The sequence below is a fragment of the Hyphomonas atlantica corrig. genome (assembly GCF_000682715.1).
In the GTDB taxonomy this organism is placed as follows: Bacteria; Pseudomonadota; Alphaproteobacteria; order Caulobacterales; family Hyphomonadaceae; genus Hyphomonas; species Hyphomonas atlantica.
Window position 1 is genome coordinate 293,799 of the sequence record NZ_AWFH01000001.1, and the last position, 21,908, is coordinate 315,706.

Annotated in this window: 24 protein-coding genes; 9 read left to right on the forward strand and 15 right to left on the reverse strand. The window is 58.7% G+C overall.

Annotation, left to right across the window (positions count from 1 at the left end; translation table 11 throughout):
• Window positions 1–23: 23 nt before the first annotated feature.
• Entirely contained in the window at window positions 24–845 is an 822-nt protein-coding gene (locus HY36_RS01445; protein ID WP_035547295.1) for a SapC family protein, read from the reverse strand.
• 105 nt (window positions 846–950) lie between these two features.
• Between HY36_RS01445 and HY36_RS01450 the strand changes: the two genes are divergently transcribed.
• Window positions 951–2,837 carry a DUF885 domain-containing protein gene (locus HY36_RS01450; protein ID WP_035547298.1) on the forward strand — a complete coding sequence of 629 codons (1,887 nt, stop codon included), beginning with the start codon at window positions 951–953 and terminating at the stop codon, window positions 2,835–2,837.
• A gap of 94 nt (window positions 2,838–2,931) precedes the next feature.
• Window positions 2,932–4,593: a vWA domain-containing protein gene (locus tag HY36_RS01455; protein ID WP_241764115.1), complete on the forward strand. Its 1,662-nt coding sequence runs from the start codon at window positions 2,932–2,934 to the stop codon at window positions 4,591–4,593.
• A 1-nt stretch (window position 4,594) separates the two neighbouring features.
• Here HY36_RS01455 and HY36_RS01460 read toward each other — a convergent pair whose 3' ends face one another.
• The 3 genes from HY36_RS01460 to HY36_RS01470 all read right to left on the reverse strand — a co-directional run bounded on the left by HY36_RS01460 (window position 4,595) and on the right by HY36_RS01470 (window position 6,262).
• A complete protein-coding gene (locus HY36_RS01460; RefSeq protein WP_155841610.1) occupies window positions 4,595–4,942 on the reverse strand; it encodes a hypothetical protein in 348 nt (115 codons plus the stop codon).
• A 96-nt stretch (window positions 4,943–5,038) separates the two neighbouring features.
• The gene (locus HY36_RS01465) at window positions 5,039–5,374 is read right to left on the reverse strand and encodes a DUF2794 domain-containing protein (protein WP_035547303.1); all 336 of its coding nucleotides are present in this window, start codon (window positions 5,372–5,374) and stop codon (window positions 5,039–5,041) included.
• Between the two features lie 252 nt (window positions 5,375–5,626).
• Complete coding sequence (locus HY36_RS01470) at window positions 5,627–6,262, reverse strand: COQ9 family protein (protein WP_051602381.1); 636 nt, start codon at window positions 6,260–6,262, stop codon at window positions 5,627–5,629.
• An 88-nt stretch (window positions 6,263–6,350) separates the two neighbouring features.
• On the opposite strand from HY36_RS01470, the gene rpsU reads away from it, so the two are divergent.
• Window positions 6,351–6,599: a 30S ribosomal protein S21 gene (rpsU, locus tag HY36_RS01475; protein ID WP_035547306.1), complete on the forward strand. Its 249-nt coding sequence runs from the start codon at window positions 6,351–6,353 to the stop codon at window positions 6,597–6,599.
• A 76-nt stretch (window positions 6,600–6,675) separates the two neighbouring features.
• Here rpsU and HY36_RS01480 read toward each other — a convergent pair whose 3' ends face one another.
• The gene (locus HY36_RS01480; protein ID WP_035547308.1) at window positions 6,676–8,085 is read right to left on the reverse strand and encodes an ABC transporter permease; all 1,410 of its coding nucleotides are present in this window, start codon (window positions 8,083–8,085) and stop codon (window positions 6,676–6,678) included.
• Window positions 8,085–9,029: an ABC transporter ATP-binding protein gene (locus tag HY36_RS01485; protein WP_035548207.1), complete on the reverse strand. Its 945-nt coding sequence runs from the start codon at window positions 9,027–9,029 to the stop codon at window positions 8,085–8,087. Before HY36_RS01485 ends, HY36_RS01480 begins: the two co-directional genes overlap by 1 nt.
• 138 nt (window positions 9,030–9,167) lie before the next feature.
• Between HY36_RS01485 and HY36_RS01490 the strand changes: the two genes are divergently transcribed.
• The gene (locus tag HY36_RS01490; protein ID WP_155841614.1) at window positions 9,168–9,428 is read left to right on the forward strand and encodes a TraR/DksA family transcriptional regulator; all 261 of its coding nucleotides are present in this window, start codon (window positions 9,168–9,170) and stop codon (window positions 9,426–9,428) included.
• A gap of 5 nt (window positions 9,429–9,433) precedes the next feature.
• On the opposite strand, the gene HY36_RS01495 is transcribed toward HY36_RS01490, so the two are convergent.
• The 4 genes from HY36_RS01495 to HY36_RS01510 form a co-directional block, all read right to left on the reverse strand.
• Window positions 9,434–9,736, reverse strand: coding sequence for an aa3-type cytochrome c oxidase subunit IV (locus HY36_RS01495; RefSeq protein WP_035547315.1), 303 nt, complete (start codon window positions 9,734–9,736; stop codon window positions 9,434–9,436).
• Window positions 9,737–9,818: 82 nt separating this feature from the next.
• The gene (locus tag HY36_RS01500; RefSeq protein ID WP_035547316.1) at window positions 9,819–10,259 is read right to left on the reverse strand and encodes a DUF1178 family protein; all 441 of its coding nucleotides are present in this window, start codon (window positions 10,257–10,259) and stop codon (window positions 9,819–9,821) included.
• Window positions 10,260–10,270: 11 nt separating this feature from the next.
• On the reverse strand, window positions 10,271–10,528 hold the full coding sequence (grxC, locus tag HY36_RS01505; RefSeq protein WP_035547319.1) for a glutaredoxin 3: 258 nt from the start codon (window positions 10,526–10,528) through the stop codon (window positions 10,271–10,273).
• Window positions 10,529–10,559: 31 nt separating this feature from the next.
• On the reverse strand, window positions 10,560–11,330 hold the full coding sequence (locus tag HY36_RS01510) for a ComF family protein (protein ID WP_051602382.1): 771 nt from the start codon (window positions 11,328–11,330) through the stop codon (window positions 10,560–10,562).
• Here HY36_RS01510 and HY36_RS01515 point away from each other — a divergent pair.
• Window positions 11,329–12,243 carry a methyltransferase domain-containing protein gene (locus HY36_RS01515; RefSeq protein WP_035547322.1) on the forward strand — a complete coding sequence of 305 codons (915 nt, stop codon included), beginning with the start codon at window positions 11,329–11,331 and terminating at the stop codon, window positions 12,241–12,243. The two genes, HY36_RS01510 and HY36_RS01515, sit on opposite strands and share 2 nt — an antisense overlap.
• Before the next feature lie 18 nt (window positions 12,244–12,261).
• Here HY36_RS01515 and HY36_RS18050 read toward each other — a convergent pair whose 3' ends face one another.
• From HY36_RS18050 to HY36_RS01530, 4 genes are read right to left on the reverse strand one after another with little or no spacing between them, the layout of a single operon-like run.
• Complete coding sequence (locus HY36_RS18050; RefSeq protein WP_081805972.1) at window positions 12,262–12,432, reverse strand: Flp family type IVb pilin; 171 nt, start codon at window positions 12,430–12,432, stop codon at window positions 12,262–12,264.
• A 1-nt stretch (window position 12,433) separates the two neighbouring features.
• Complete coding sequence (locus HY36_RS01520; RefSeq protein ID WP_035547324.1) at window positions 12,434–12,853, reverse strand: (deoxy)nucleoside triphosphate pyrophosphohydrolase; 420 nt, start codon at window positions 12,851–12,853, stop codon at window positions 12,434–12,436.
• Window positions 12,850–14,100, reverse strand: a complete 1,251-nt coding sequence (gene argJ, locus HY36_RS01525; RefSeq protein WP_035547327.1) for a bifunctional glutamate N-acetyltransferase/amino-acid acetyltransferase ArgJ — start codon at window positions 14,098–14,100, stop codon at window positions 12,850–12,852. Before argJ ends, HY36_RS01520 begins: the two co-directional genes overlap by 4 nt.
• Window positions 14,097–15,047 carry a peptidylprolyl isomerase gene (locus tag HY36_RS01530; protein WP_051602383.1) on the reverse strand — a complete coding sequence of 317 codons (951 nt, stop codon included), beginning with the start codon at window positions 15,045–15,047 and terminating at the stop codon, window positions 14,097–14,099. The genes argJ and HY36_RS01530 overlap by 4 nt, the downstream gene beginning before the upstream one ends.
• A 185-nt stretch (window positions 15,048–15,232) precedes the next feature.
• Here HY36_RS01530 and secA point away from each other — a divergent pair, with 185 nt between their 5' ends.
• From secA to murB, 4 genes are all read left to right on the forward strand, one after another.
• Complete coding sequence (secA, locus tag HY36_RS01535; RefSeq protein ID WP_035548216.1) at window positions 15,233–17,971, forward strand: preprotein translocase subunit SecA; 2,739 nt, start codon at window positions 15,233–15,235, stop codon at window positions 17,969–17,971.
• A 19-nt stretch (window positions 17,972–17,990) separates the two neighbouring features.
• Complete coding sequence (locus HY36_RS01540) at window positions 17,991–18,488, forward strand: AAA family ATPase (protein WP_035547330.1); 498 nt, start codon at window positions 17,991–17,993, stop codon at window positions 18,486–18,488.
• 68 nt (window positions 18,489–18,556) lie between these two features.
• Window positions 18,557–18,781, forward strand: coding sequence for a hypothetical protein (locus HY36_RS01545; RefSeq protein ID WP_035547332.1), 225 nt, complete (start codon window positions 18,557–18,559; stop codon window positions 18,779–18,781).
• A gap of 61 nt (window positions 18,782–18,842) precedes the next feature.
• Window positions 18,843–19,802, forward strand: coding sequence for a UDP-N-acetylmuramate dehydrogenase (gene murB / locus HY36_RS01550; RefSeq protein ID WP_035548219.1), 960 nt, complete (start codon window positions 18,843–18,845; stop codon window positions 19,800–19,802).
• Here the strand turns inward: murB and HY36_RS01555 are convergent.
• Complete coding sequence (locus HY36_RS01555; RefSeq protein ID WP_155841616.1) at window positions 19,799–21,865, reverse strand: TonB-dependent receptor plug domain-containing protein; 2,067 nt, start codon at window positions 21,863–21,865, stop codon at window positions 19,799–19,801. The genes murB and HY36_RS01555 overlap by 4 nt on opposite strands.
• Window positions 21,866–21,908 lie beyond the last annotated feature (43 nt).

Consider the following 21,908-nt stretch of genomic DNA (forward strand, 5'->3'; position numbering starts at 1 on the left):
TCGAATTGCATGCCTGACAGGCCTTAGTTCACCGGCGCAGCAGCCGGCTGAGCCTGAGCAGCAGACTGGATGCGGACAGCGCGCTGGATCACGTTCTGCCAGTTCATCAGCGAGATCAGGTGGGCGTAGATCGCACCGAGCGCGCCATTGTCACGCAGCTCGATGAATTTCTCGGCTGGCAGCGCGTTCAGTTTTTCCTCGGAAACGGCCCAGTAATCGGCGATTTTCTGTTGAGCGCCCATTTCGTTGCCCTGCGCGTCGCGCGGCTGGAAGGAAACGGTTTTCTGCTCGAACAGGTCAAGATCACCCAGGATCTTGCCGAATTCCGCGGTGGCCTGACGCTGGCGCTCGAATTCCTTACAGAATTCAATCGCGTCATTCGTGAACTTGCTTGGCTGGCCATTTTCGAAGAACGGCACTTCCGGCTGGTTGGTCACCATCGGCGCGGAGCGGTCGACACACAGGATCAGGCGGTCAGAGCCTTCATCAGCCGCGAACACGAACGGGTAACGGCGCACGAATGCCGGAACGTAATGGTCGTCAGCAACGAAGCCCTTGTCATCAACGAACAAATTCTGGCCCTGACGAATGCCCATCACAGCGACAGGAGTACGGTCATCGCCGACAAAGATCAGTGGAAAGAAGCTGGCGGCACGGCCAAATTCCGATACGGTGACCGGAACAGCGTGGGATTCCCGCAGGAAGGCGAAAGGCTGATCGATTTGTTTGACGCCCAGGCCCGCATGCGCTTCAGCAGACAGCGGCTGAGGCTGCTTGTAGAACATGACATTACCGGTGAGGCTTGGCTGACCGCCGACTGGCGGGTTTGCAGGTGTTGTGTTCACGTTGGAGACTCCCGAAATTGTTGACGGATCGTTACCGGAAATAGGCTTGTGTCACAACACCCGAATCAGGGCGAACTACAGTCAGAAAAAGGTCATGTTTCTCGAATGTTTTTCCCATTTGCGCTGACGATCCGAACTGTTGCACGCACTGCACTTGGTGGCGTTGCAATCGCTGCCTTCCTGACGGCCTGCGCGCCTGCCGTCGACGATTCCGGCACGCCGCGCAGGATCGCCCGCGAAGTGGATGAGTTGCTCACGTCCATCGCCCGAAACGAGTTGGCCGATGATCCTGAACTGGCGACACGACTCGGCCTCACCGAATCCTCGACCGGATACCGCTTCAATGCCTATCTCACGGATCGTTCTCAGGCGGCCTATGAGCGGATGCGGGTCAAGCGGCTGGAAACGCTGGAGGCCCTGCTCGCCGCCCCCCGACCGGCCGAGGGCGGTACCCAATCTCGACACCTGATCACCGTAACCCAGGCCTACCGCACGGCAGAGTCGCTGTTCGTATCGGGGCACGGCCAGACGGGGCTGGGCCAGGCCTTTCCCTATGTCGCAGACCATATGCGCGGTGCCTATATCGATGTGCCAGACCTGCTGACCGGGGCACACCCATTCAACACGGCGCAGGATGCCCGCGATTACGTCACTCGCCTGTCCCAATTGCCCGGTGCATTGCAGGATGAACGCCGCCGCCTGCAGGCAGACGCCCGGGCCGGAATCGTGCCGCCCGTTTTTGTGCTGGACCGGATGCAGACCCTTGCAGAAACGATTGGGGCCGGCCCCGCCGAGACACATTTGCTTGTCACCACGTTCAACAATCTGGTGGCCGGGCCGGACGATCTGAGCCTTGAGGACGAAACGGAACTGGCGCAGCAGGTTGAAACGCTGATGCGGGAGGACGTGCTGCCCGCTTATGCGGAGTTTGCCGAAGCGCTTGAAACGCTGAAGGCAGACGCGCCGGAGGAGCCCGGCATCTGGCGATTGCCAGACGGCGACGCCTATTATGATACCGCGCTTGCCGCCTACACGGATGAAGGCATCACGCCTGAAGCGTTGCACGCCCAAGGGCTGCTTGAAGTAGAGCGGTTGACGGACGAACTGATGGCGGCGCTTGAGGCGCAGGAGTTGGTCGAGGGCACATTGGCAGACCGGCTGGAACTGCTGGCCCAACAGGAAGGTCAGCTCTACGAAGACACGCCGGAAGGCCGCGAGGCGCTGCTCGCAAGGATGCGGGATCATATGCGCAGGGCCGAAACAATCATGGCGAATGTCATGCCCGCCATGCCGGGAACGGGCGTGACCATTCGCGCGGTGCCGGAATTTCTCGAAGCGTCCGCGCCGTCTGCCTATTACAGCGCGGCTCCGGCGAATGGCTCTGCGCCTGCGCAGTTTGAGATTAACCTGTCCAACATCAGCGACTGGCCAGACTTCATGCTGCCGACTCTGGTCTTCCATGAAACCATTCCGGGGCATCACCTGGAAAGTGCGCTGACGGCGGAATCCGCCAACCTGCCCCTGATCCGACAGATGGTATGGAATGTGGCCTATGGCGAAGGCTGGGCCGTCTACGGAGAAATTCTGTCTCAGGATATGGGCCTGTATGCAGACGATCCGCTTGGACGGATTGGCTTCCTGCAAGCCATGTTGTTTCGCGCGGCCCGGCTGGTGGCGGATACCGGAATGCACCGCTATCACTGGTCACGCGAGGATGCGATTGTCTATCTGGCCGAGACAACCGGACAGTCCCGGGAAGCGATGGCACACGAGGTCGACCGTTACGCTGTTTGGCCCGGCCAGGCCGCAGCCTATTGGGTCGGCGCGAAACGGATGCTGGACTTGCGCACCCGGTCACAGATGGTGCTGGGTGATGATTTCAGCCTGCGCGAATTCCATGACGTGGTGCTGAGCGGCGGCCCACGCCCGCTTGCCCTGCTCGAAGATGATGTCGAACGCTGGTACATCGCAAAACTGAACGCCGACCATTAGACCCGTTGCCTCAAAGTATCCGGGCTTCGCCTTATTGACGCCATGACCGGCTTACCATTCTGTCATCAGCAGGACGCAATGAGGAGGGACAATCATGCAAATGCGCGGAAAAATTCTGGCCGGAGTGGCCGCAATCGCTGTATTGGCGGCTTGTACGTCACAAGACATGGCCGAGGACACTGTGGCGCCCCCACCGCCTCCGCCGCCGCCCCCTCCCCCTGCTGTGGCCGCGATGGAAGCGCCGGTGGGCTTTGCCAAAATGGCGGGTGCACCTTCTCCGATCATGGTGCAGCCAGAGCCGGAATTCCGTGACAAGTACGATGATGTTGATCCGAACCCTGTCAAACTGGTCAGCGAAGAACCCGTTTCGACCTTTTCAATCGATGTCGACACCGCATCCTACGCGAATGTTCGCCGCTTTCTTGAAGATGGCGTATTGCCCCCAAAAGACGCGGTGCGCATCGAGGAATTGATCAATTATTTCGACTACACCTATCCGCAACCTGCAGACGGCGAAGCGCCATTCTCCACGCAGGTGAACCTCATGCCCTCGCCCTTCGCCGAAGGGCGTGAGCTGATGCAGATCGGCATTCAGGGCCGCGACATTGACCGCGATGCGCGCCCACCAATCAATTTGACGCTCCTGATGGATGTGTCCGGGTCCATGTTCTCTGACGACAAGCTGCCCCTGGCAAAGCAGGCCATCAAGCTGATGCTGGAAGAGATGGAGCCAACCGACACAATTGCGATCGTGGTATATGCGGGCGCGGCCGGTGAGATCCTAGCGCCAACACAAGTTAGCGAAAAACGCAAGATCGTGGCGGCGCTGGAAGAATTGCGCGCAGGCGGATCAACTGCTGGCGGCGAAGGGCTGCGCCTTGCTTATTCCCTCGCCGAACAGGGCCTGAAGGAAGATGCGGTCAACCGGGTGATGCTGCTGACCGATGGCGATTTCAATGTCGGCATTTCCGACCCGGAACAGCTGGAAGATTTCGTCTCCCGCAAGCGCGAGACGGGCATCTACCTGTCTGTGCTCGGTTTCGGACGCGGCAACTACAATGATGCAATGATGCAGAAGATTGCCCAGACCGGCAACGGCACGGCAGCCTACATCGATACATTGAGCGAAGCCCGGAAAGTTCTGGCCGACGATCTGTCCGGAAACATCTTTCCGATTGCGGATGACGTGAAAATCCAGGTCGAGTTCAATCCCGCCCGCGTCGCCGAATATCGCCTGATCGGATATGAAACGCGCCTGCTGGACCGCGAGGACTTCAACAATGACAAGGTAGATGCTGGCGATATCGGCGCAGGCACCAGTGTGACGGCGATCTATGAGATCACGCCGGTCGGCTCCGACGCGACCCAGATCGATCCGCTCCGCTACGGCGACAATGATACGAGCAAGGCTGAGCCGTCCGGTGAGTACGCCTATGTTAAACTGCGCTACAAGGCGCCGGGTGAGGACTCTTCTACCCTGCTGGAGCGCGCGGTCACTGGCTCGGATCGTGTAGATAGTGTCGACGACGCCCCGCAATGGGCGCGCTTTGCCACGGCCGTCGCGGGCTATGGTGAAATGCTGAAAGGTGGCGAGGCCCTCGGCACCGGGTTCGGCTGGGAGAGTATCCGGAACCTGGCGAATGGCGCCAAGGGCCCTGACGAATTCGGGTATCGCGCAGAGTTTGTGCAGCTGACCCGGCTTGCAGAGACGGCCGAGGCTCAGGCCGCCCTGCGCCAGCAGAGTCAGGAAGAATAGATCAAGCTGCGATTGGCGCGTCTTCGGCCCGGCTGCGATCCGACATGCAGACCGGGCTGAAGCCGGCCTCAATATCATCGACCATTACGCGGCGCGTTCTGGCATCAAACTCCGTCGCCAGGAATACCGCCCGCGCGCCATAGCGCTCGGCATCGGCCAATGCCCAGATCGGCTGAACGTCATTCGGCTTACCGGACAGCTCAATCGTGCGGATGATGCGCCATCCATATGTGTCGGGCGCTGCGAAGATTGCCACGCCCGCCGTGCGCGCCCAAGGCGCATCCAGGGGAACCCGTTTGAAATCCCAGGCTTTGCCTGACCGTCCCCGAAACCTTACGTCGATACCCATGTTCATGCTCCGTTCCAATGAGCATGTTCCTATAATGTTCCACAACGTTCCGCAAGAAATTTTTAGTTAACAGCGCATTAACGTATTCGGTCGAATTCAATCGATGACGCGAAAGCGGCTACGGTCGAACACTTTCAGCACCTGCGCCAATTCACGCCCTCGCCGCAGAACCTGTCCGGCCTGTCCGTAGACGACATATTGGCCCTGCATATTGGCCAGATGGGGCTGTTTCTCGATGCGCCATGTGGGATTTTCCGCGTGTCGCCTGAAAATGGCAAAGATCGCGACATCCTTGTGCATTCCGATCGCATAGTCTCTTGCTTCCCCCGCCATGACGAGACGGCCATAGACATCGAGAATCGGTTGAAGCTCTGTCTTGTGGAAAGCGATTCGCGGTTCCGGCGGTGAAATCCGGTGGGTATTTTCTGCCATTTTTCCCTTTCTGGTTTCTCCTGTGACGCGAAAAGGTGGCCGGTAAGCTCGCCTAAACGCAATTTAATGGAAATCCCGCCCGATTTAGGCAGATTTGCCATGTTTCCGCCTTGCGTCCGCCCCCGACGACAATCATCTTCTAATTGTCGGGCGGAGGTGTTCAGCAGACACCCCGGACCCATCAGCCCCCCCAGCCCCCTGGGGCGTTTGTTCAGCCTCTGTCCGACATCTCATCCTTCACTGCCATCTCAGCTACGCGTTTCTGGACCTATTGGGCCGCGAGACGGGCAATGCGTCAAGCAATGGCTTGGCGAAACGACCGATATTCCGGCCAATGCCCGAAGCAAGTTTCAGGCGGCGATCAATGTAGGCGTCGAGATCCTCGTCCAATGGCTGATCCAGCCAGTACATTACGATGGGCGGAATCACGGCAGCCAAAAGGCCCCGCTTGGAATAGCGATTATAGTCTTCTGCCGTGTCGCCAGCCTCTTCCCAGACCATATCTGCCACGCGCCAGGTACGCTGCGCCGCTGGCAATGCGCCCCACGGCAACAGGCCACGCACCGCGGCCCGCCTTACGGCTTCGCGGTCTGGCTCCAGCGCGGCAAGCCACGCCTTCACCCCGGCCTTGACCCGGCCCGGCGTGTTCAGGGCCGAATGATCCTCCGCCGCCAGCGTTGCGCGCGCCGCCTGCCCTGCTCGCTCGAAAAAGGCGTCAATCAGGTCTGAGATGCCATTTGGCGCGGCCAACGCCTGCTTGCCCTCGCTGAGGCCGGCACGCTGAGCCGCAGCCTCGGCGGCGGCGTCCGTCCAGCCATCAAACGGCACATCGGGCAACAGGGCATCCAGCCAGCGGAACCGTAGTGTTTCTGACGGCGATGATGACATAACTGAACCTCATGGCTTTAAGGGCTTGGCCAATGGGCCGGACCCGTGATATAGGCGCCGCTTCCGAGGTCTGTAGGCCTCAACCGAAATGCATCGGGGCGACGCCCCCAACGAATGGAGAAGAACAATCGTACAGATCGTCGTCCGCGATAACAATGTCGAGCAGGCTCTGCGCGCACTGAAGAAAAAGATGCAGCGCGAAGGCATGTTCCGGGAAATGAAGGCCCGTCAGTACTTCGAAAAGCCATCCGAGAAGAAAGCCCGTCAGCGCGCTGAAGCGGTTCGCCGCGCCCGCAAACTGGCTCGCAAGCGCGCCCAGCGCGAAGGTCTGGTATAGACCCGGCTTCCGGATAACCGGTTAAATAAAAGCCCTGCCAGTTCGCGCTGGCGGGGCTTTTTCTATTGGGGCTGAATCAGGCCGCCTTCCCTTTCACGCCAATCATCCGTTTCAGCATGCCGCCCATGTCGCCGATGCCGGCGCCGTGGACGGCGCCCGCGCGGTAGACCTTGGTGGACAGCCACAGGATGAGCAGGGCGAACCCGGCCATCAGGCCCATCTGGGCCAGCACTTCCCAAAGCGGCGGATCATGCGGCATGCGCAGGATCAACAGGAAGGGCGTGAAGAACGGGATCCATGAGGCGATATCGATCAATGGCGAGCCGGGATCCTGAAAGGCGATGAAGATCGCGAACATGGGCAGCATGAGCAGGATCATCATCGGGCTGAGCAGCGTTTGCGCTTCCTGGATCGTGTCGCAGAGCGAGCCGAGCGCCATGAAGATCATGCCGTACATGATATAGCCGAGAATGAAGCTGATCAGACCGGGCACAATAATGGCCGGGTTTGCGAGCGCCGCGATGAAGGGCGCAATCGCATTGCCGACACCGGGGATCTGGGTCGAGACAATCGTTGCCCCTGAGAAGGCGAACACCCCCCAGGACAGCATCATCGTGGTGGTCACCGCGAACACGGCCAGCAGCTTGCCCGCCAGCAATTCCGGCAGCTTCACCGAGGTCAGCAGCGTGTCGAAAATCTTGTTTGACCGTTCCTCGATCGTGCCCATCAGCAGGTACTGAATGATCGAGAACACCATCAGCCAGAGAAAGTAGGCAAGCCCGCCAGCGACGAACATCGGCGCGCGGTCCGCCATCGTGACTTCCGAGCCTGCCGTATCCTGCTCCTCTACAGTTCGGATACGCCGGGCGGGGACGTCAAAGGCGGCTTCATCGACGCGCTCCAAAAAGTCTTCGCCCAACCCGGCCTCGGAGAGCGCATCCTTGCGGGCGAGGTCCAGCATCGCATTTCGGGCGAGATAGCGAAGCTGGTCGACATTCACATCATCGCTCCAATATTCCAGCTCGCCGCCATCTTCTGTCAGAATGAAGGCGGCAAAGAGCGGCTTTTCTCCAAGCGGACCGGAAACAAGTTTCTGACCCAGCAGGTATGGTCGCAATCCGTCGATGGAATCAGCCGGAGGCGGGACCTGAACGAATTTCCGGTCCGTCGGACTTGCCCCACCCTCCCCCACCGAAGCGACATCCACTTCAGACAAGACAGGCAGATCCAATTGTTCCGCGATTTCACTGGTTCGCTCAATTTCAGCAATTTCCCGCTCTCGGAACTCAGCCTCAATCGCTTCGGCATAGACGCTGCCCGGCTCGATCACAGCGAAATAGCGAACAGGAGAAGACTGCGCAGCGAAGGCGGCGAGCGCGGCGCCTATGATCATGAACATTGGCACGGCGGCCAGGCTGAGCCAGAAGCCCCAAGCCTTCACATAGCCAAGATAATCGCGGCGGAAGATCAGCAATATGTTGCGCATCAGGCGACCCCATCTTCAGCGAGTGACGCTTCGAGCGCGGCCGCATCAGCCTCGCCCACCAGCGAGACGAACACGTCCCGCAATCGCGCCTCTTCAGGTGCAAACCCTGTGATGGGTGCGCCCGCCTCCAGCGCAGCGCGCAAGGCATCCTGCGCCTCCCGGCCGGGTGGCAACTCAATTCGCCACGTCTCGCCGTGACCGACATCCGCCGTGCGAATGGCCTCAAACCCTTTTGGCGACAGCGCTGCGGCCAGATCAAATCCATGCTCGACAGAAATGCGGGCGCCCTGCCCCAACGAGGCAAATGCCTCCTTCAGCGTACCATCCAACACCTTGCGACCACGCGCCATCATCACAATCCGGTCGCACAGACGCTCGGCATGCTCCATCACATGTGTGGAGAAAAGGATCGTCGCCCCACGGTCATGCTCGGCGCGAATGAGATTTTCCAGCGCTTGTTGATTCACCGGGTCCAGCCCGGAAAATGGCTCATCCAGGATCAGAAAATCAGGACGGTGCGCCAGCGTCGACAGGATCTGCACCTTCTGCGCCATGCCCTTGGACAGTTTGGAAATACGCGACCGGCTGAACTCACCGAGCTCGGTTGCCTCCAGTAGCTCATCGGCCCGGGCGCGCGCATCAGATGCCGACAGGCCCTTCAATCGCGCAAAGTGGCTGATTGTGTCGCGCGCGGTCATCTTCTTGTAGAGGCCGCGCTCCTCCGGAAGGAAGCCGACACGGCGCAATGACTGCACATTCGGCGCGCGGCCGAACAGCTCAACCGAGCCGGAATCGGGCTCCATGATGCCCAGTCCCATGCGGAGGCTTGTAGACTTGCCTGCGCCGTTGGGTCCAAGGAATCCGATGATTTGCCCTTCGGGAACGTCCAGCGACAGATTGTCGACGGCCGTGAATTGGCCAAACCGTTTGGTGACGGCAGTCATGATCAGCGGGGATGCAGGCAAGGTTCGGGCGTCCTCGTGGAGTTAGCGGCTCTGGGCGTCTCGATTGTCGATAAGCAATACTTTCAAATGTCCGATTTGCCTTGCCAAGCCCTTAAAGGAGTCGCAGCATCGCGTCAGATGAAGACGGTACCTCCCCCTCCCGTGCCGGATCACCTGACTCACAGTGCAGGTCAGGACCCGCTCGGCCGCAAGCCGACAGCCCTGGAAAAATACGCCGAACAGCTCGCGCGGATTGAATCCGCGCTCGACCGCATGGATGCGGGCCATTATGGCATCTGCACAGGATGCAACAGTCCAATTTCGCTAAAGCGACTTGATGCGGACCCGGCTGTCGAAACCTGCTCGGACTGCCGGGCGCCCGCGACGCTTACGAGCTGATTTATCTAGAGAAAAACGCCGAACAGCATGATGAAGAGCTGGACGATCACGGCCAGTATCACCATCAGCACGACCGTCGCCATCCAGCGGCCGCCGAGGTTCATGACAAGACCGGCAACGACGCCAACGATGGCCATAAGAGCCAAGGACACCATCCAGTTCATTCCGATGGCAACAGCAAGCGTGGCATAGCCGACCGTCATGATGATCAGGAGGCTGCCCCAGATGCTGCCCACCATGAAGCCATCCCAAGTCGCCTTCTGGACGCTGATATCCATGTCACCGCGATGATATTCATTGGCAGCCATTAGGGCACTCCCCGTCAAAAACCTTGTGTCCTGCGTAATATATGAGGGCGCAGCAGGGTCAAGCGCGTCAAAGCGCTCCAGTTCAGTTCAATTGCTTGTCAGACTTGGGTGGCCGCGGTGCCAAGGCCGCCGGAAGCGGCGCGGCGGGCACGCCCTCCTCACGCAGAGCCTGGGATTCTTCCGCCGTGGTTTCACCCCAGATAGGGCGACTATCGGTCTCGCCGTAATACATGGACCGGGCCTCATCTGCGAAACTATCGCCAACATAATCAAAATTGTTGGCGACGTGATCGCGTGCCTTCTCGATGAACTCGCGTGCGAGGGCGGCCTCACCCGAACTGGTCCTGCGCGTTTCCGATGTACGCACCGAAGGAGCCATGATCTGTTTCGCGACATTTGATCCACCACACATCGTGCAGCTGACGAGCCCGCGCTGGGACTGGTCATCAAATGCAGATGAGGACGCAAACCACGCTTCGAAATCGTGCTCGCAATCAGAACAGATCAGGGCGTATCGGATCATGGTCGTTCGCGTCAGGCCTGAAGCAATGGGTCCAGCTTGCCGGACCGCTCAAGCGCCATCATGTCATCACAGCCACCGATATGCTGATCTGCGATGAAGATTTGCGGGAATGTGCGACCGCCACCCGAGCGCTCGACCATTTCAGCCTTCTTTTGTGCGTCCATGCCGGCATCAATCTCGTTGAACTCGACATTTTTGGATTTGAGCAGGGAAACAGCGCGCGTGCAGTAAGGGCAGAATTGGCGCGTATAGATCGTGACTTCAGCCATAAGGGGGCTCCTGACAGGGTTTCTTCCCGATTTATATGGTGACATCCGTTTCCCGCACAACGCGCGCAAGCACCAGCACGTCGACTTGTCGCGCTCCGGCACGTTTCAGGGCACGTGTGCATGCGGAAAGGGTCGCGCCCGTCGTCAGAACATCATCAACCAGCAAGAGGCGTTTGCCGTCGATCAAAGTTGCCGCGCGAGGAGAGATACTGAACGCACCCGCCACATTCCGGTGGCGGGCCTTCGCGCTCAGATTTCCCTGCGTAGGCGTCCTCCGTTTGCGTTTGAGCAGATCGACACGGCAAGGTAGCCCCGCCTCCCGCGCGATTCCTTGTCCCAGCCAGGCGGATTGATTAAAGCCCCGACTGACTAGGCGCGTATAGTGCAACGGAACCGGTATGATCATATCCGCTTCCGCAATTAGATTTGCACCGGCCCGCTGCATCCAGCCGGTCATGGTGCGCAATCCGTCCCGGCGACCAGAGCGTTTGAGGTCCAGCACAATACGGCGGCTGGCGGCATCATAGATAAGCGCAGCGCGCGCCCGGTCCCAGCGTGGGGGACGCGCGATACAGGCCGCGCATTGCGCTTCCGGCCCTAGGTCCAGCTCCATCGGACGTCCACAAGTGTTGCAAACGGGGTCAGACAGAAAGCCGATCGCGGCGAACTCGGACGCCGTCAGCGGCCCCTTACCGACACCTCGTTGACCGCTGACCAAGGAACGCTGCGGCCACAGAAACTCAGCGACGCCGCGCAATGCCCCCTTTGCCATACGGGTTGGCTGGTCCATATCGCTGCCCATGTCTTCCCCGGTTTCCCCAACTGCCAGTCCGCCCCGCCTGTTCGATCGTGCCCGTCTGGCGCGCAATCGCGACCGGGCTGCAAGCGATTTCGGAAACTATGACTTTCTGAAAGCCCGTGTGTCGAGCGATATTGCCGAACGCCTCGCTGATACATCACATACCTTCGACCGCGCCTTCGATCTCGGCGCACACACTGGCCAACTGGCGCAGGTGCTGCAGGATAGCGGTCAAGTCGGCACCATCGAGGCCGGAGACTTGTCGCGCTGCATGGTGGAGCGCATGGCGGCGGGTGGTGTGACGGCGCGAGAGATCGACGAAGAACGCCTCCCGTTTGCCCCCGCAAGCCTGGATCTGATCGTGTCCGCGCTGTCGCTTCATTGGGTGAATGATCTGCCCGGTACGCTCGTGCAGATCCGCAAGGCGCTCAAACCGGACGGATTGTTTCTAGGAGCCCTGTTTGGAGCGGGTACACTCAGCGAGCTGCGCACCAGCCTGATGGAAGCCGAGACCGAATTGACAGGTGGCGTAGCTGCGCGACTGTCTCCCCTGCCCGGCCTGCGGGATATGGCGAGCCTGATGCAAAGAGCGGGTTTCACCTTGCCCGTCGTGGACCGCGATCCCGTTACGGTTCGCTATGGTTCGCCGCTAACCTTGCTGACCGATTTGAAGGGCATGGGAGAACGCGCCGCGTTTATGACCGGAACAACCCGGCCTCTGTCGCGGCGGGTGCTTATGCGAGCAATGGAAATCTACCAAGACCGGTTCAGCGATCCTGACGGAAGGGTCAGAGCGACGTTCGAAATTGTTCACATGTCTGGTTGGAGTCCGGCGGACTCACAACCAAAACCACTAAAGCCGGGAAGTGCGAAGGTCAGTCTTGCGGACGCAGTTAAAAAAGCTGGCTCGCGCTGACTTTTCACCTGTGTGGGGTCAAGCCATCTCGCTCTCGACCGTTTCGAACGTCGAATTTATTGAGGCCGTAACTGCAACCAGACCGCCCATGATCGCTACAGCAATCAAACCAACCAAAAGACCATACTCCACAGCTGTCGCGCCGGACTCATCCGTCAGAAACCGAACGATTGTCTTTTTCGTGGCCATGTTACTTGCTCCGAGTGACTGTCTTACCCGAGAGCGCGTCAAACAAAGGAATGTCTGCCGCAGGCGCCGGATAGAGATGAAGGTCCGATGATTTGACCCAGGCCAGAGACTGACCTTCTCGCGGCACCAATTCGCCGTCCCAACTCTCCGTTGCGAAAAGTGGCATCAAAAGGTGAAAATCAGAATAAGCATGACTGGCAAAAGTGACAGGTCTCAGTGAGGATTCCTCCACTTTTATCGAAAGCTCTTCGTGAAGTTCCCTGACCAATGCCTGCTCAGGCGTTTCACCCTGTTCAATCTTGCCGCCGGGAAATTCCCACAGGCCCGCCATTGATTTCCCTTCAGGGCGCTGGGCCAACAGGATACGGCCCTTTGCGTCATAAAGCGCGGCAGCAACCACCAGCACCGTTCGGCGCGTCATGTGCGGTAGGCCCCATTGATGTCGACATAGCCGTGGGTGAGGTCGCAGGTCCAGACGGTATGTGACTGGTCGCCCACGCCCGCATCGACGGTGATTGTAAACTCCGGCTTTGCAAACACAGCGCTGGCAGCAGCCTCTGAATAATCCGGGGCACGCGAGCCATTCTGAGCGACGAGCACATCATCAAACCAGATCGAGAGTTCGTCCATCCGGATCGGCTCAAGCGACTTGCCGACGGCCATGACGACGCGCCCCCAGTTGGCGTCGCCTGCCGCCATTGCCGTCTTGATCAGAGGCGAGTTTGCAATTTCGCACGCCATGATCTTGGCGGACTGACTCGAGACGGCACCTTTCACGGTGATCGTGACAAACTTGCTGGCCCCTTCCCCGTCCTTGACGATCAGATGGGCTAGTTCAAGACAGACCGCATGCAGGGCGTCCGCCAGCACTTCGAACCGGGGATCGTCGGACGACGTGATGGGTGACATGCCGCAGGCACCGGTCGCGAAGACCATCAGAGTATCGGATGTTGATGTGTCGCCATCCACGGTGATGCTGTTGAAGGTCTCGTCAGTAATGTCCTCCAGCAATTCCTGCAGCAGCGCCGGGGCGATGGCAGCGTCAGTGAAAACGTATGACAACATCGTTGCCATATTCGGCGCGATCATGCCCGATCCCTTGGCGATACCAGCGATATTGATCTGAGTTCCGTCGAGATCGAACGACCGACCTGCGCCTTTCGGGAACGTATCGGTGGTCATGAAGGCTCGGGCAGCAGCTTCCCAGTCCGGCGCGGCAAGGCGCGCTGCCAATTCGGGCACAATAGAGCCGACATAATTTGGATCTGCCAGAGGCTCACCGATGACGCCCGTCGCAGCGATGAAGCAGGTTTCCTTCGCAACCCCCAATGCGTCACCCATGGCCTTGAGTGTAGCGTCGTTCTTCAGGACACCCTTCGGGCCGGTGAAGGCGTTGGAGTTGCCGGAGTTCACCACAAGCGCGCTCGCAGTGCCCGCACCGCTTTTCAGCGCCTCCCGGCACCAAAGCACATCGGCCGAAGCCGTATTAGAAACCGTATAAACGCCCGCGCAACTCGTTCCTTCGTCGAAGGCGAACAGGAAAACATCATCCCGTGTCAGACCACGCGCTGCGTAAAAGCCTCGCGAGCCGGTGGCTGCGCGCACGCCGTGAACGATAGGCAAGTCAGGAAAATGCGCCGGGGCGAAGGGGGATGGGATCAGTTTCAAAGCTCACGTCCTTGTGCTTCAGATGCGGGCTGCTCTTTCAGCAGATCGCCTTCGCTTTCAAGCGAAAGTCCGGAATCCGGAACGATATGTGGCGATTTTTCGCCTTTTTCGATCTTCGCCTCGGTGCGCAATCGACGCAGGATCTTGCTGACCTGGTTGAGTGTCAGGAAGGTCACGATTTCCGGACGCATCTCGGCGCGCGTCTTGGGTGGGCTGGTTCGGCGATCCTTCACTTTCAGGATGTGCCAGCCATCGGCTGAGAGAAACGGCTCTGACACCTCTCCCACACCCGTATTGGCAATTACGACCGGGAACGGGTCGGCCATGTTGTTCGGAGAGACATAGCCGAGATCGCCGTTTTCCATCCGGGTCGTCGAATCCACGGAATCCGACACGACGAGACTTTCGAATGTCGCTCCATTCTGAATTTCGTCGTACAGGCGCCGTGCATCTTCTTCTGTTTCGACCAGAATGTGCGCGATGGAGACCTCATCGTCTTCCTGCTGCAGTGCGACCTGCTCCTTGTACATGGACTCGATGCTGTCTTCCGTCACCTCGGAGGCAACCAGGCTCTCGACCAGCAGGTTTCCGAGAATGCGCTCGCGCGCAACTTCAAGGCGGCGCTCTGCGGCGGCGCCCTTGTCGAGCCCCCGCCCCAACGCTTCCTGCGCCATCAATTTCTGATCGACCAACTGATCCAGAACCAGATCATAATTGTCGTCGCCGGGGCCGAATTCCTCACCGGGGGAAATCAGGCCGCGGGCGACTGCCTCAAGCTCAATGTCGCTGACGTAAATTGGATCGCCGTTTACTGTGACTGCAGTCGCCGCTTCGACTTGCAGGACAGGCTCTTCCTCGACGGGGCGATTGCACGCCACCGTTGCAGACAGGACCAGCGACACGAAAAGTATGGAATGAATCCGGGAAAAGGGCTTCAGAAGCAGCACTGTAAAGTCTCCTCTAGGCTGAGGGCGCTGCATTGACACCCCAATGCGGCGTTCTTAAGTCTGACCCGAACGCTGGTCGAGGGGTTTCAGCCAGCGAGAGTGCGGTGGGAGAACCCACAAAAATTCTGTCGGTTCCGCTGTCAGGATTAGAGTTTTGTCGCCCAGATCAATTGGTGCTGCCTGATATGCTTTCTGTTGCCCGCAAGATTTTCGGTTCAGTTAATGATCGCAAGCTGAAGCCGCTTCGCGCGCGCGTCAACCGGATCAACGCCCTTGAGCCGATGATGGAGGCCCTGTCCGACGAGGCGCTGAAGGGCAAGACAGAAGAATTTCGCAAACGCCTGGCCGACGGCGCAACTCTCGACAGCCTCTTGGAAGAAGCCTTTGCCGTAGTCCGCGAAGGTGCCCGCCGCGCGCTGGGCATGCGCCATTTCGACGTGCAGTTGATGGGCGGCATGGTGTTGCACTCCGGAAACATCGCCGAGATGCGTACGGGTGAAGGCAAGACGCTGGTGGCAACTCTGGCAGTTTACCTGAACGCGCTTGAAGGCAAGGGCGTTCACGTCATCACGGTCAACGACTATCTGGCCAAACGAGACGCTGAGTGGATGAGCCAGGTTTATGGCTTCCTTGGCATGACGACCGGCATCATCGTGCACGGCATCTCTGACGAGGAACGCCGCCAGGCCTACGCCGCAGACATCACCTACGGCACGAACAATGAGTTCGGTTTCGATTATCTGCGCGACAACATGAAATACTCGCTGGACCAGATGGCCCAGCGCGAGCACCACTTCGCCATCGTCGATGAGGTCGACTCCATCCTGATCGATGAAGCGCGTACGCCGTTGATTATCTCCGGCCCGACCGATGACCGGTCTGAGCTCTACATGACGCTTGACGCGATGATGCCGCGCCTGACCGATGAAGACTACGAACTCGACGAGAAACAGCGCTCGGTCACCTACACCGAAACCGGCACCGAAAAGCTGGAAGGATGGCTGACAGAAAACGGAACGCTTGAAGGCTCTTTGTGGGAGCCAGCGAATATTTCCATCGTCCATCACGCCAATCAGGCCCTGCGCGCTCACAAGCTTTACACCCGCGACAAGGATTACATCGTCAAGGATGGTCAGGTGATGCTGATCGACGAATTTACCGGTCGCATGATGGAGGGGCGCCGCCTGTCCGAAGGCCTGCACCAGGCCATCGAAGCGAAGGAGCAGGTAGACATCAAGCCAGAGAACCAGACTCTCGCGTCGATCACCTTCCAGAACTATTTCCGCCTCTACAAAAAGCTGGCCGGCATGACCGGCACAGCACTAACCGAGGCCGACGAATTTGCTGATATCTACAATCTGGGCGTTGTGGACCTGCCGACCAACAAGCCGATCCAGCGGATCGACGAAGACGACGTCGTGTACAGGACGGCTAAGGCGAAATATGCCGAGATTGTCACTGATGTGCGTGAATGTCATGCGAAGGGCCAGCCGGTTCTGCTAGGCACGGCATCCATCGAGAAATCCGAAGTTCTCTCCAATTTGCTGACGGCAGCGAAGATACCTCACAAGGTTCTGAACGCACGCCACCACGAGCAGGAAGCTCAAATTGTTGCGAATGCCGGTGTGCCGGGCGCGATCACTGTGGCAACCAACATGGCCGGCCGCGGAACCGACATCCAGCTGGGCGGCAATTTCGAAATGCGGCTTGAACAGGAGAAGGCCGAACAGGAAGCCAAGCTCGGCCGTGAGCTGACGGAAAGCGAACTCTCCCTGCTGACCAGCCAGATCAAGGCGGACATCGAGGTCAAGAAGAAGCAGGCGCTGGACGCTGGTGGCCTTTATGTTCTTGGCACGGAGCGCCATGAAAGCCGTCGGATCGATAACCAGCTGCGCGGCCGGACAGGGCGTCAGGGTGATCCGGGTAAGTCGAAATTCTACATCTCCATTGAAGATGACCTTATGCGCATCTTCGCGGCTGAGCGCATGGACAATGTGATGCGTCGCCTTGGCATCAAGGAAGATGAAGGCATTACGCATCCGTGGATGAACAAGGCGATGGAAACGTCGCAGAAGAAAATCGAACAGCGCAATTTCGAGATCCGAAAAAACGTCCTCAAATATGATGACGTGATCAATGATCAGCGGAAGGCCATTTTCGAGCAGCGCATGGACTTCATGCGCGCCGAGAACGTGTCCGACACCATTCTCGACATGCGCGAAGACGTGATCAACAACCTTGTGACCCGCACCATGCCAGAACGCGCGTATGCGGAACAGTGGGATATGGACGGCCTTGCCGAAGCCCTGCGACAGGATTTCGCAATCGATATGCCCGTGAAAGATTGGGCCAGCGAAGAGGGCGTCGCCAACCAGGAAATCGCCGAGCGCATCCACAATGGCGTGAACAAGGTCTACGAGGCCATCACCCAGCAAGTTGGCCTTGAGCAGATGCAACGGATTGAGAAGCAGATCCTGCTTCAGGTCCTGGACATGCGCTGGCGCGAACATTTGCAAATGATCGACCAGCTCCGTTCCGTTATCCACCTGCGGTCCTATGGCCAGCGCGATCCGTTGAACGAGTTCAAGGAAGAAGCCTTCAACCTGTTCTACAATCTGCTGAACGAACTTCGCGTAACGGTTACACGCTCGCTGATGCATATTCGCGTTCAGGCCCCGGCCGAACAACAACAGCAACGCCCTGCCCCGCAGCCCGCGGCACCTCCGCCGCAGATGCGCGAAACCCATCTTGATCCGGATACGGGCGAAAACGAGATGTCTGAAGACGACACACCGCCGCCCGGACCCGCCCTTCACCAGGCAGAAGAAAGCTGGGCCAACACGCCCCGTAACGCTCCCTGCCCCTGTGGCTCCGGCAAGAAGTACAAGCATTGCCACGGCGCCCTGATCGGCCAGAAGGTTTGATCTCCTGGCCCGGCTCATCATGCTGTCGGGTCTGCCAGGATCGGGAAAGTCCACGCTGGCGCAAAAAATGAGTGACCACACAGGCGCGATCCTGCTCAGAATTGATGTATTCGAACAGGATTTGCGCAATGCCAATGGCGACACGTTTGATGTAGGCACGCAAGGCTACCAGATTGGCTATGACCTTGCCCGGCATCACCTTCTGAAAGGCAAAGATGTCATCGCTGACGCTGTGAATGCGGTGGAACCAGCACGCACGGGTTGGAGAGCCATCGCTGAGGAGACTGGCACGCAGATCATCGAGATCGAAGTTGTGTGTACGAATGAAGACGAAGCCGCCCAGAGGTTGCGCACGCGCGAGACAGGCATAGACGGTCTGCTGCCGGTCATGCCTCAAGACCGCCGTAAGCGTACCTGGGAGCCAAATTCCCTATCTTCAGGAACAGTCGATACGGCTGGACGACCGATTTCAGACTGTGTGGATGACCTTTTGAGACTCGTGAAACAGACCGGATGAGGCGCTGAATCGGAACTTCGTGGTAAACGCTGCGTTCACCCTGATGAACACCCACAAGGAGTCTCATCATGGGCCGTACGCTCACCGCCATCCTCGCCTTTATCTGCGTTGCCTTTCTGATCGTGCTCGGCTGGTTCTATTACCAGGAAGGATCTTTTGAAGGTGCTGGCGCGCGCATGGATGCGACAATCGACGACCTTCCGGAAGAAACCTCCGAATTCGCGAATGAAGTTTCCGAAGCCGCCGATGAGATCTCAGACGAACTGGATCAGGATGGCTTGCCTGAACGCTAGGCCAGACCATCCTCACAACTTGACACATGACTGGAAGTGCCCGAACGCCTAGTTCGATATGATGACAACCCTTCCCCCTGTTCGCGGCAAGCTGATCAAGGATGCAAGCCTCGCGCCCTACACCTGGTTCCGCGTCGGCGGCTCGGCAGATTGGCTGTTCCTGCCAGAAGACGAGACGGACCTTGCTGGCTTTCTGAAAACGCTTGACCCGGCAATACCCGTTACGGTTCTCGGCGTCGGCTCGAATGTCATCGTCCGCGATGGCGGGATCGCCGGTGTCGTGGTGCGTCTGATGGGTAAATACTGGGGCAGCGTCGAAGCGAGCGAAGACGGATTTCTGACTGCGCGACCGGGCGCACTAGACGTTTCCGTGGCCAAAGCCGCGGCGCGTGCAGGCATAACGGGCCTAGAATTTCTTTCAGGCATTCCAGGATCTCTGGGCGGGGCAACCCGAACCAATGCAGGCTGCTATGGTCAGGAGTTGCGGGATGTCCTGGTTGGACTAGAGGGCTATCTGAGGGACGGTACGCATGTCGCCTATCGGGGGCCAGGGCGTCCCGGCAATCTGCCAGAGGCCAGCTTCTCCTATCGCCATACAGACTTGCCCAATGATCTGATCGTCACCAAGCTGACGCTGGAAGGGTCTGGCTCAGGTAATCCGGAAAAGATCCTTGCCGAGATTGAATCGCTTCAGAACCGCCGCGCGGATACACAGCCGATAAAGGAAAAGACGTCGGGCTCTACCTTCGCCAATCCTGACCCTCCCGGCACACCAGACCAGAGGTCAGCCTGGAAACTTATCGACGCTGCCGGCTGTCGGGGCTTGAAAGTGGGCGGTGCACAAGTCTCTCCCAAACATTGCAACTTCCTCATCAATAGGGGCGACGCCACAGCGGCAGACCTGGAAGCATTGGGCGAACTCGTCCGCGCGCAAGTATTGGCCACGCAAGGAGTGAACCTCCGCTGGGAAGTGCGCCGGATCGGACGGATCAAGCCTCCCCTTCCCCCAATCGATGCCTAGAAAATTCCTTCCAGCGTGAAGGTCATGATCGGCCCGAAATCGCGGGCACGGTCCTCTATTCGCACAACATTTCCGAGACGGTTAGTGCCGTAGATCTGGCGGCGGAACGTATCATTCTGGTTTGCAATATTGCCGATCATGGCCTGACCAGTCATGCCCCAGAGATCCTTGTGCTCAATATAGGCAAACGCAAATCCTGGGCGTGCGCCTTCCTGACCAGTCTCCGCAAGACGATAGTATGGATTCCGCTCCCAACGCTCGAACCCGACCGACCACGCCCAGTCGGTCGCCGGCACATCATGACGTAGTTGAAGCATCATCCAGTATTTCGAACTGTCATTGATAGGGCGGAGTTCTCCGGTCAACGGATCGGTCAACTCGGAGTCATAATAGTTGCCCTCATAGGTCAGCTCTGCGCCAGACAATCCGATGGGCGCGAGCTTCAATGTGGCATCCCACTCCGCTCCGACCTGCCAGGCCGAGTCGAGATTGCCTGGCCCATCACCTGAACCAATCGGAACGCGGTCCACGATATCCTCGATATCTTCGTAAAATACCTCGATCGTCCCGGCGCCCCACGCGCCAAAGTTCTTTTCGGTCTTAACACTGAGTTTCCATTTCTGATCCGGCACAATCTCCGGGTTTCCTGTCTGTCCATTGCCAGAGTTGAGATTCACCGAAGACACAAAATCATAGAAATCGAGCTGCCCGACTTCTCTTTCGAGACGCGAGACGAGACGGAGAGTGGGCCTGGCCTGCCAGGTAAGGCTGGCGAATCCTTTGGGCCGCGTGAATGTCCTGACATTGGAAGCGTCACCTGATTGAGAGAGTTCCGACATCTCCGCGCCCAGCGAGACTTGCCCTGTCAGCCCCCTCGCCAAAGGACGGCCATGCGTGATCGATATTTCTCCGCGCTGTTCTTCGACACGGGAGTTCGCTCGCGGCAATTCCTGTCGCTCCAGCGGCCCACCATCTTGTGACACGAACAAGGATGAGTCCTGCTCCAGATAGTTGAACGCACCCTCCAGGGCGATCTGCCAATCTGCTCCAGACCCGGCACCCAGCGCATACTCCGTTCTGAGAATATACTCTCCTTCTTGGATATCCTTTCGGAACACGTCTTCTGAAGCCCTGCCGCCATCAAGATTGCCGACCAGAACGCGATCAATAATCGGGCTGTCTTCCCGGCGCACCAGACCAATCGCTTTCAGTCGGCCCGGCCCGAGACCGAATTCGTAATCTCCACCGACTTCCACGAACACTTCATCTTCTGCACCAGTATAGAGACGCCGACCTTCCACGCCTTGAGTGCGGAACAGTTTTCCGGCTTCCTTGTAGTCTGGCTGAAAGACCTGAGCCTTCGCATTCAGGTTTGCGATTGCACCCGAGGGCGGCGTCCATCCGATCGATCCTGCCACGGACATGATCTCTGCGATGTACGTGAAGTCTTCTTCCCGTCGCTCGATCAGGCTTCCCTGCCCATCAGTGACGAATTCCGGTCCGTTGGAAGCCCCTCTTTCCGGACTGCTCTCAGCTTCGAAGGTCCAGCTGAGGTCACCGCCCCCACCTGACAGGGTGAGATTGAGATCATTGTAGTATGGTGGAAGATTATCCCGGAACCGGGCGCTCCATCGCCACGTGCCGGATATTCCCGTGTCCCCACTGGTAACGACGTTCACGACCTGACCGGACAGGCCAGGGATCTCAAATGCAGACGCGTCGACAAGTTCGATACGCACCACGCTCGTCGCAGCGATCCGGTCCAGCGAATCCGTTGCGCCATTCGATTTGCCAGACACACGCTGATGATTGATCAGGACGTTGCCGCTGGCCTGCCCAAATCCCCGCGAACCGTCATTGTCTCCCTGAATTGAGAAGCCCGGAATTCGATTCACCATTTCCAGCGCTGTACGTGGCGCATACTGACGGAAATTCTCAATCGTGTAGATCGTTGCGCCTGGCGTGGTTTCCGGAGCCACGTCGGCCATCGCCGACGGCACCACAACAGATACTGCCAGTGCACTGAAGCACGCTCCACCAAGAAGCCGAGTCAAAGGGTTCACGCTGCGTATCCTCCCGCGCAGATGATGGAAACATCCGGTGTCC

Coding starts and splice junctions, on each gene's coding strand:
- HY36_RS01495 (WP_035547315.1), bottom strand. CDS start 9,736: ATGGCTGCCAATGAATATCATCGCGGTGACATGGATATCAGCGTCCAG.
- HY36_RS01520 (WP_035547324.1), bottom strand. CDS start 12,853: ATGACGCGCCGAACGGTGCTGGTGGTTGCTGCCGCGCTTTATGACGCA.
- HY36_RS01485 (WP_035548207.1), bottom strand. CDS start 9,029: ATGACTGCCGTCACCAAACGGTTTGGCCAATTCACGGCCGTCGACAAT.
- HY36_RS01490 (WP_155841614.1), top strand. CDS start 9,168: ATGAAGACGGTACCTCCCCCTCCCGTGCCGGATCACCTGACTCACAGT.
- HY36_RS01540 (WP_035547330.1), top strand. CDS start 17,991: ATGCTGTCGGGTCTGCCAGGATCGGGAAAGTCCACGCTGGCGCAAAAA.
- HY36_RS01455 (WP_241764115.1), top strand. CDS start 2,932: ATGCAAATGCGCGGAAAAATTCTGGCCGGAGTGGCCGCAATCGCTGTA.
- secA (WP_035548216.1), top strand. CDS start 15,233: ATGCTTTCTGTTGCCCGCAAGATTTTCGGTTCAGTTAATGATCGCAAG.
- grxC (WP_035547319.1), bottom strand. CDS start 10,528: ATGGCTGAAGTCACGATCTATACGCGCCAATTCTGCCCTTACTGCACG.
- HY36_RS18050 (WP_081805972.1), bottom strand. CDS start 12,432: ATGGCCACGAAAAAGACAATCGTTCGGTTTCTGACGGATGAGTCCGGC.
- HY36_RS01480 (WP_035547308.1), bottom strand. CDS start 8,085: ATGCGCAACATATTGCTGATCTTCCGCCGCGATTATCTTGGCTATGTG.
- HY36_RS01460 (WP_155841610.1), bottom strand. CDS start 4,942: ATGGGTATCGACGTAAGGTTTCGGGGACGGTCAGGCAAAGCCTGGGAT.
- HY36_RS01465 (WP_035547303.1), bottom strand. CDS start 5,374: ATGGCAGAAAATACCCACCGGATTTCACCGCCGGAACCGCGAATCGCT.
- HY36_RS01500 (WP_035547316.1), bottom strand. CDS start 10,259: ATGATCCGATACGCCCTGATCTGTTCTGATTGCGAGCACGATTTCGAA.
- HY36_RS01545 (WP_035547332.1), top strand. CDS start 18,557: ATGGGCCGTACGCTCACCGCCATCCTCGCCTTTATCTGCGTTGCCTTT.
- murB (WP_035548219.1), top strand. CDS start 18,843: ATGACAACCCTTCCCCCTGTTCGCGGCAAGCTGATCAAGGATGCAAGC.
- rpsU (WP_035547306.1), top strand. CDS start 6,351: ATGCATCGGGGCGACGCCCCCAACGAATGGAGAAGAACAATCGTACAG.
- HY36_RS01515 (WP_035547322.1), top strand. CDS start 11,329: ATGTCTTCCCCGGTTTCCCCAACTGCCAGTCCGCCCCGCCTGTTCGAT.
- HY36_RS01470 (WP_051602381.1), bottom strand. CDS start 6,262: ATGTCATCATCGCCGTCAGAAACACTACGGTTCCGCTGGCTGGATGCC.
- HY36_RS01450 (WP_035547298.1), top strand. CDS start 951: ATGTTTTTCCCATTTGCGCTGACGATCCGAACTGTTGCACGCACTGCA.
- HY36_RS01510 (WP_051602382.1), bottom strand. CDS start 11,330: ATGGGCAGCGATATGGACCAGCCAACCCGTATGGCAAAGGGGGCATTG.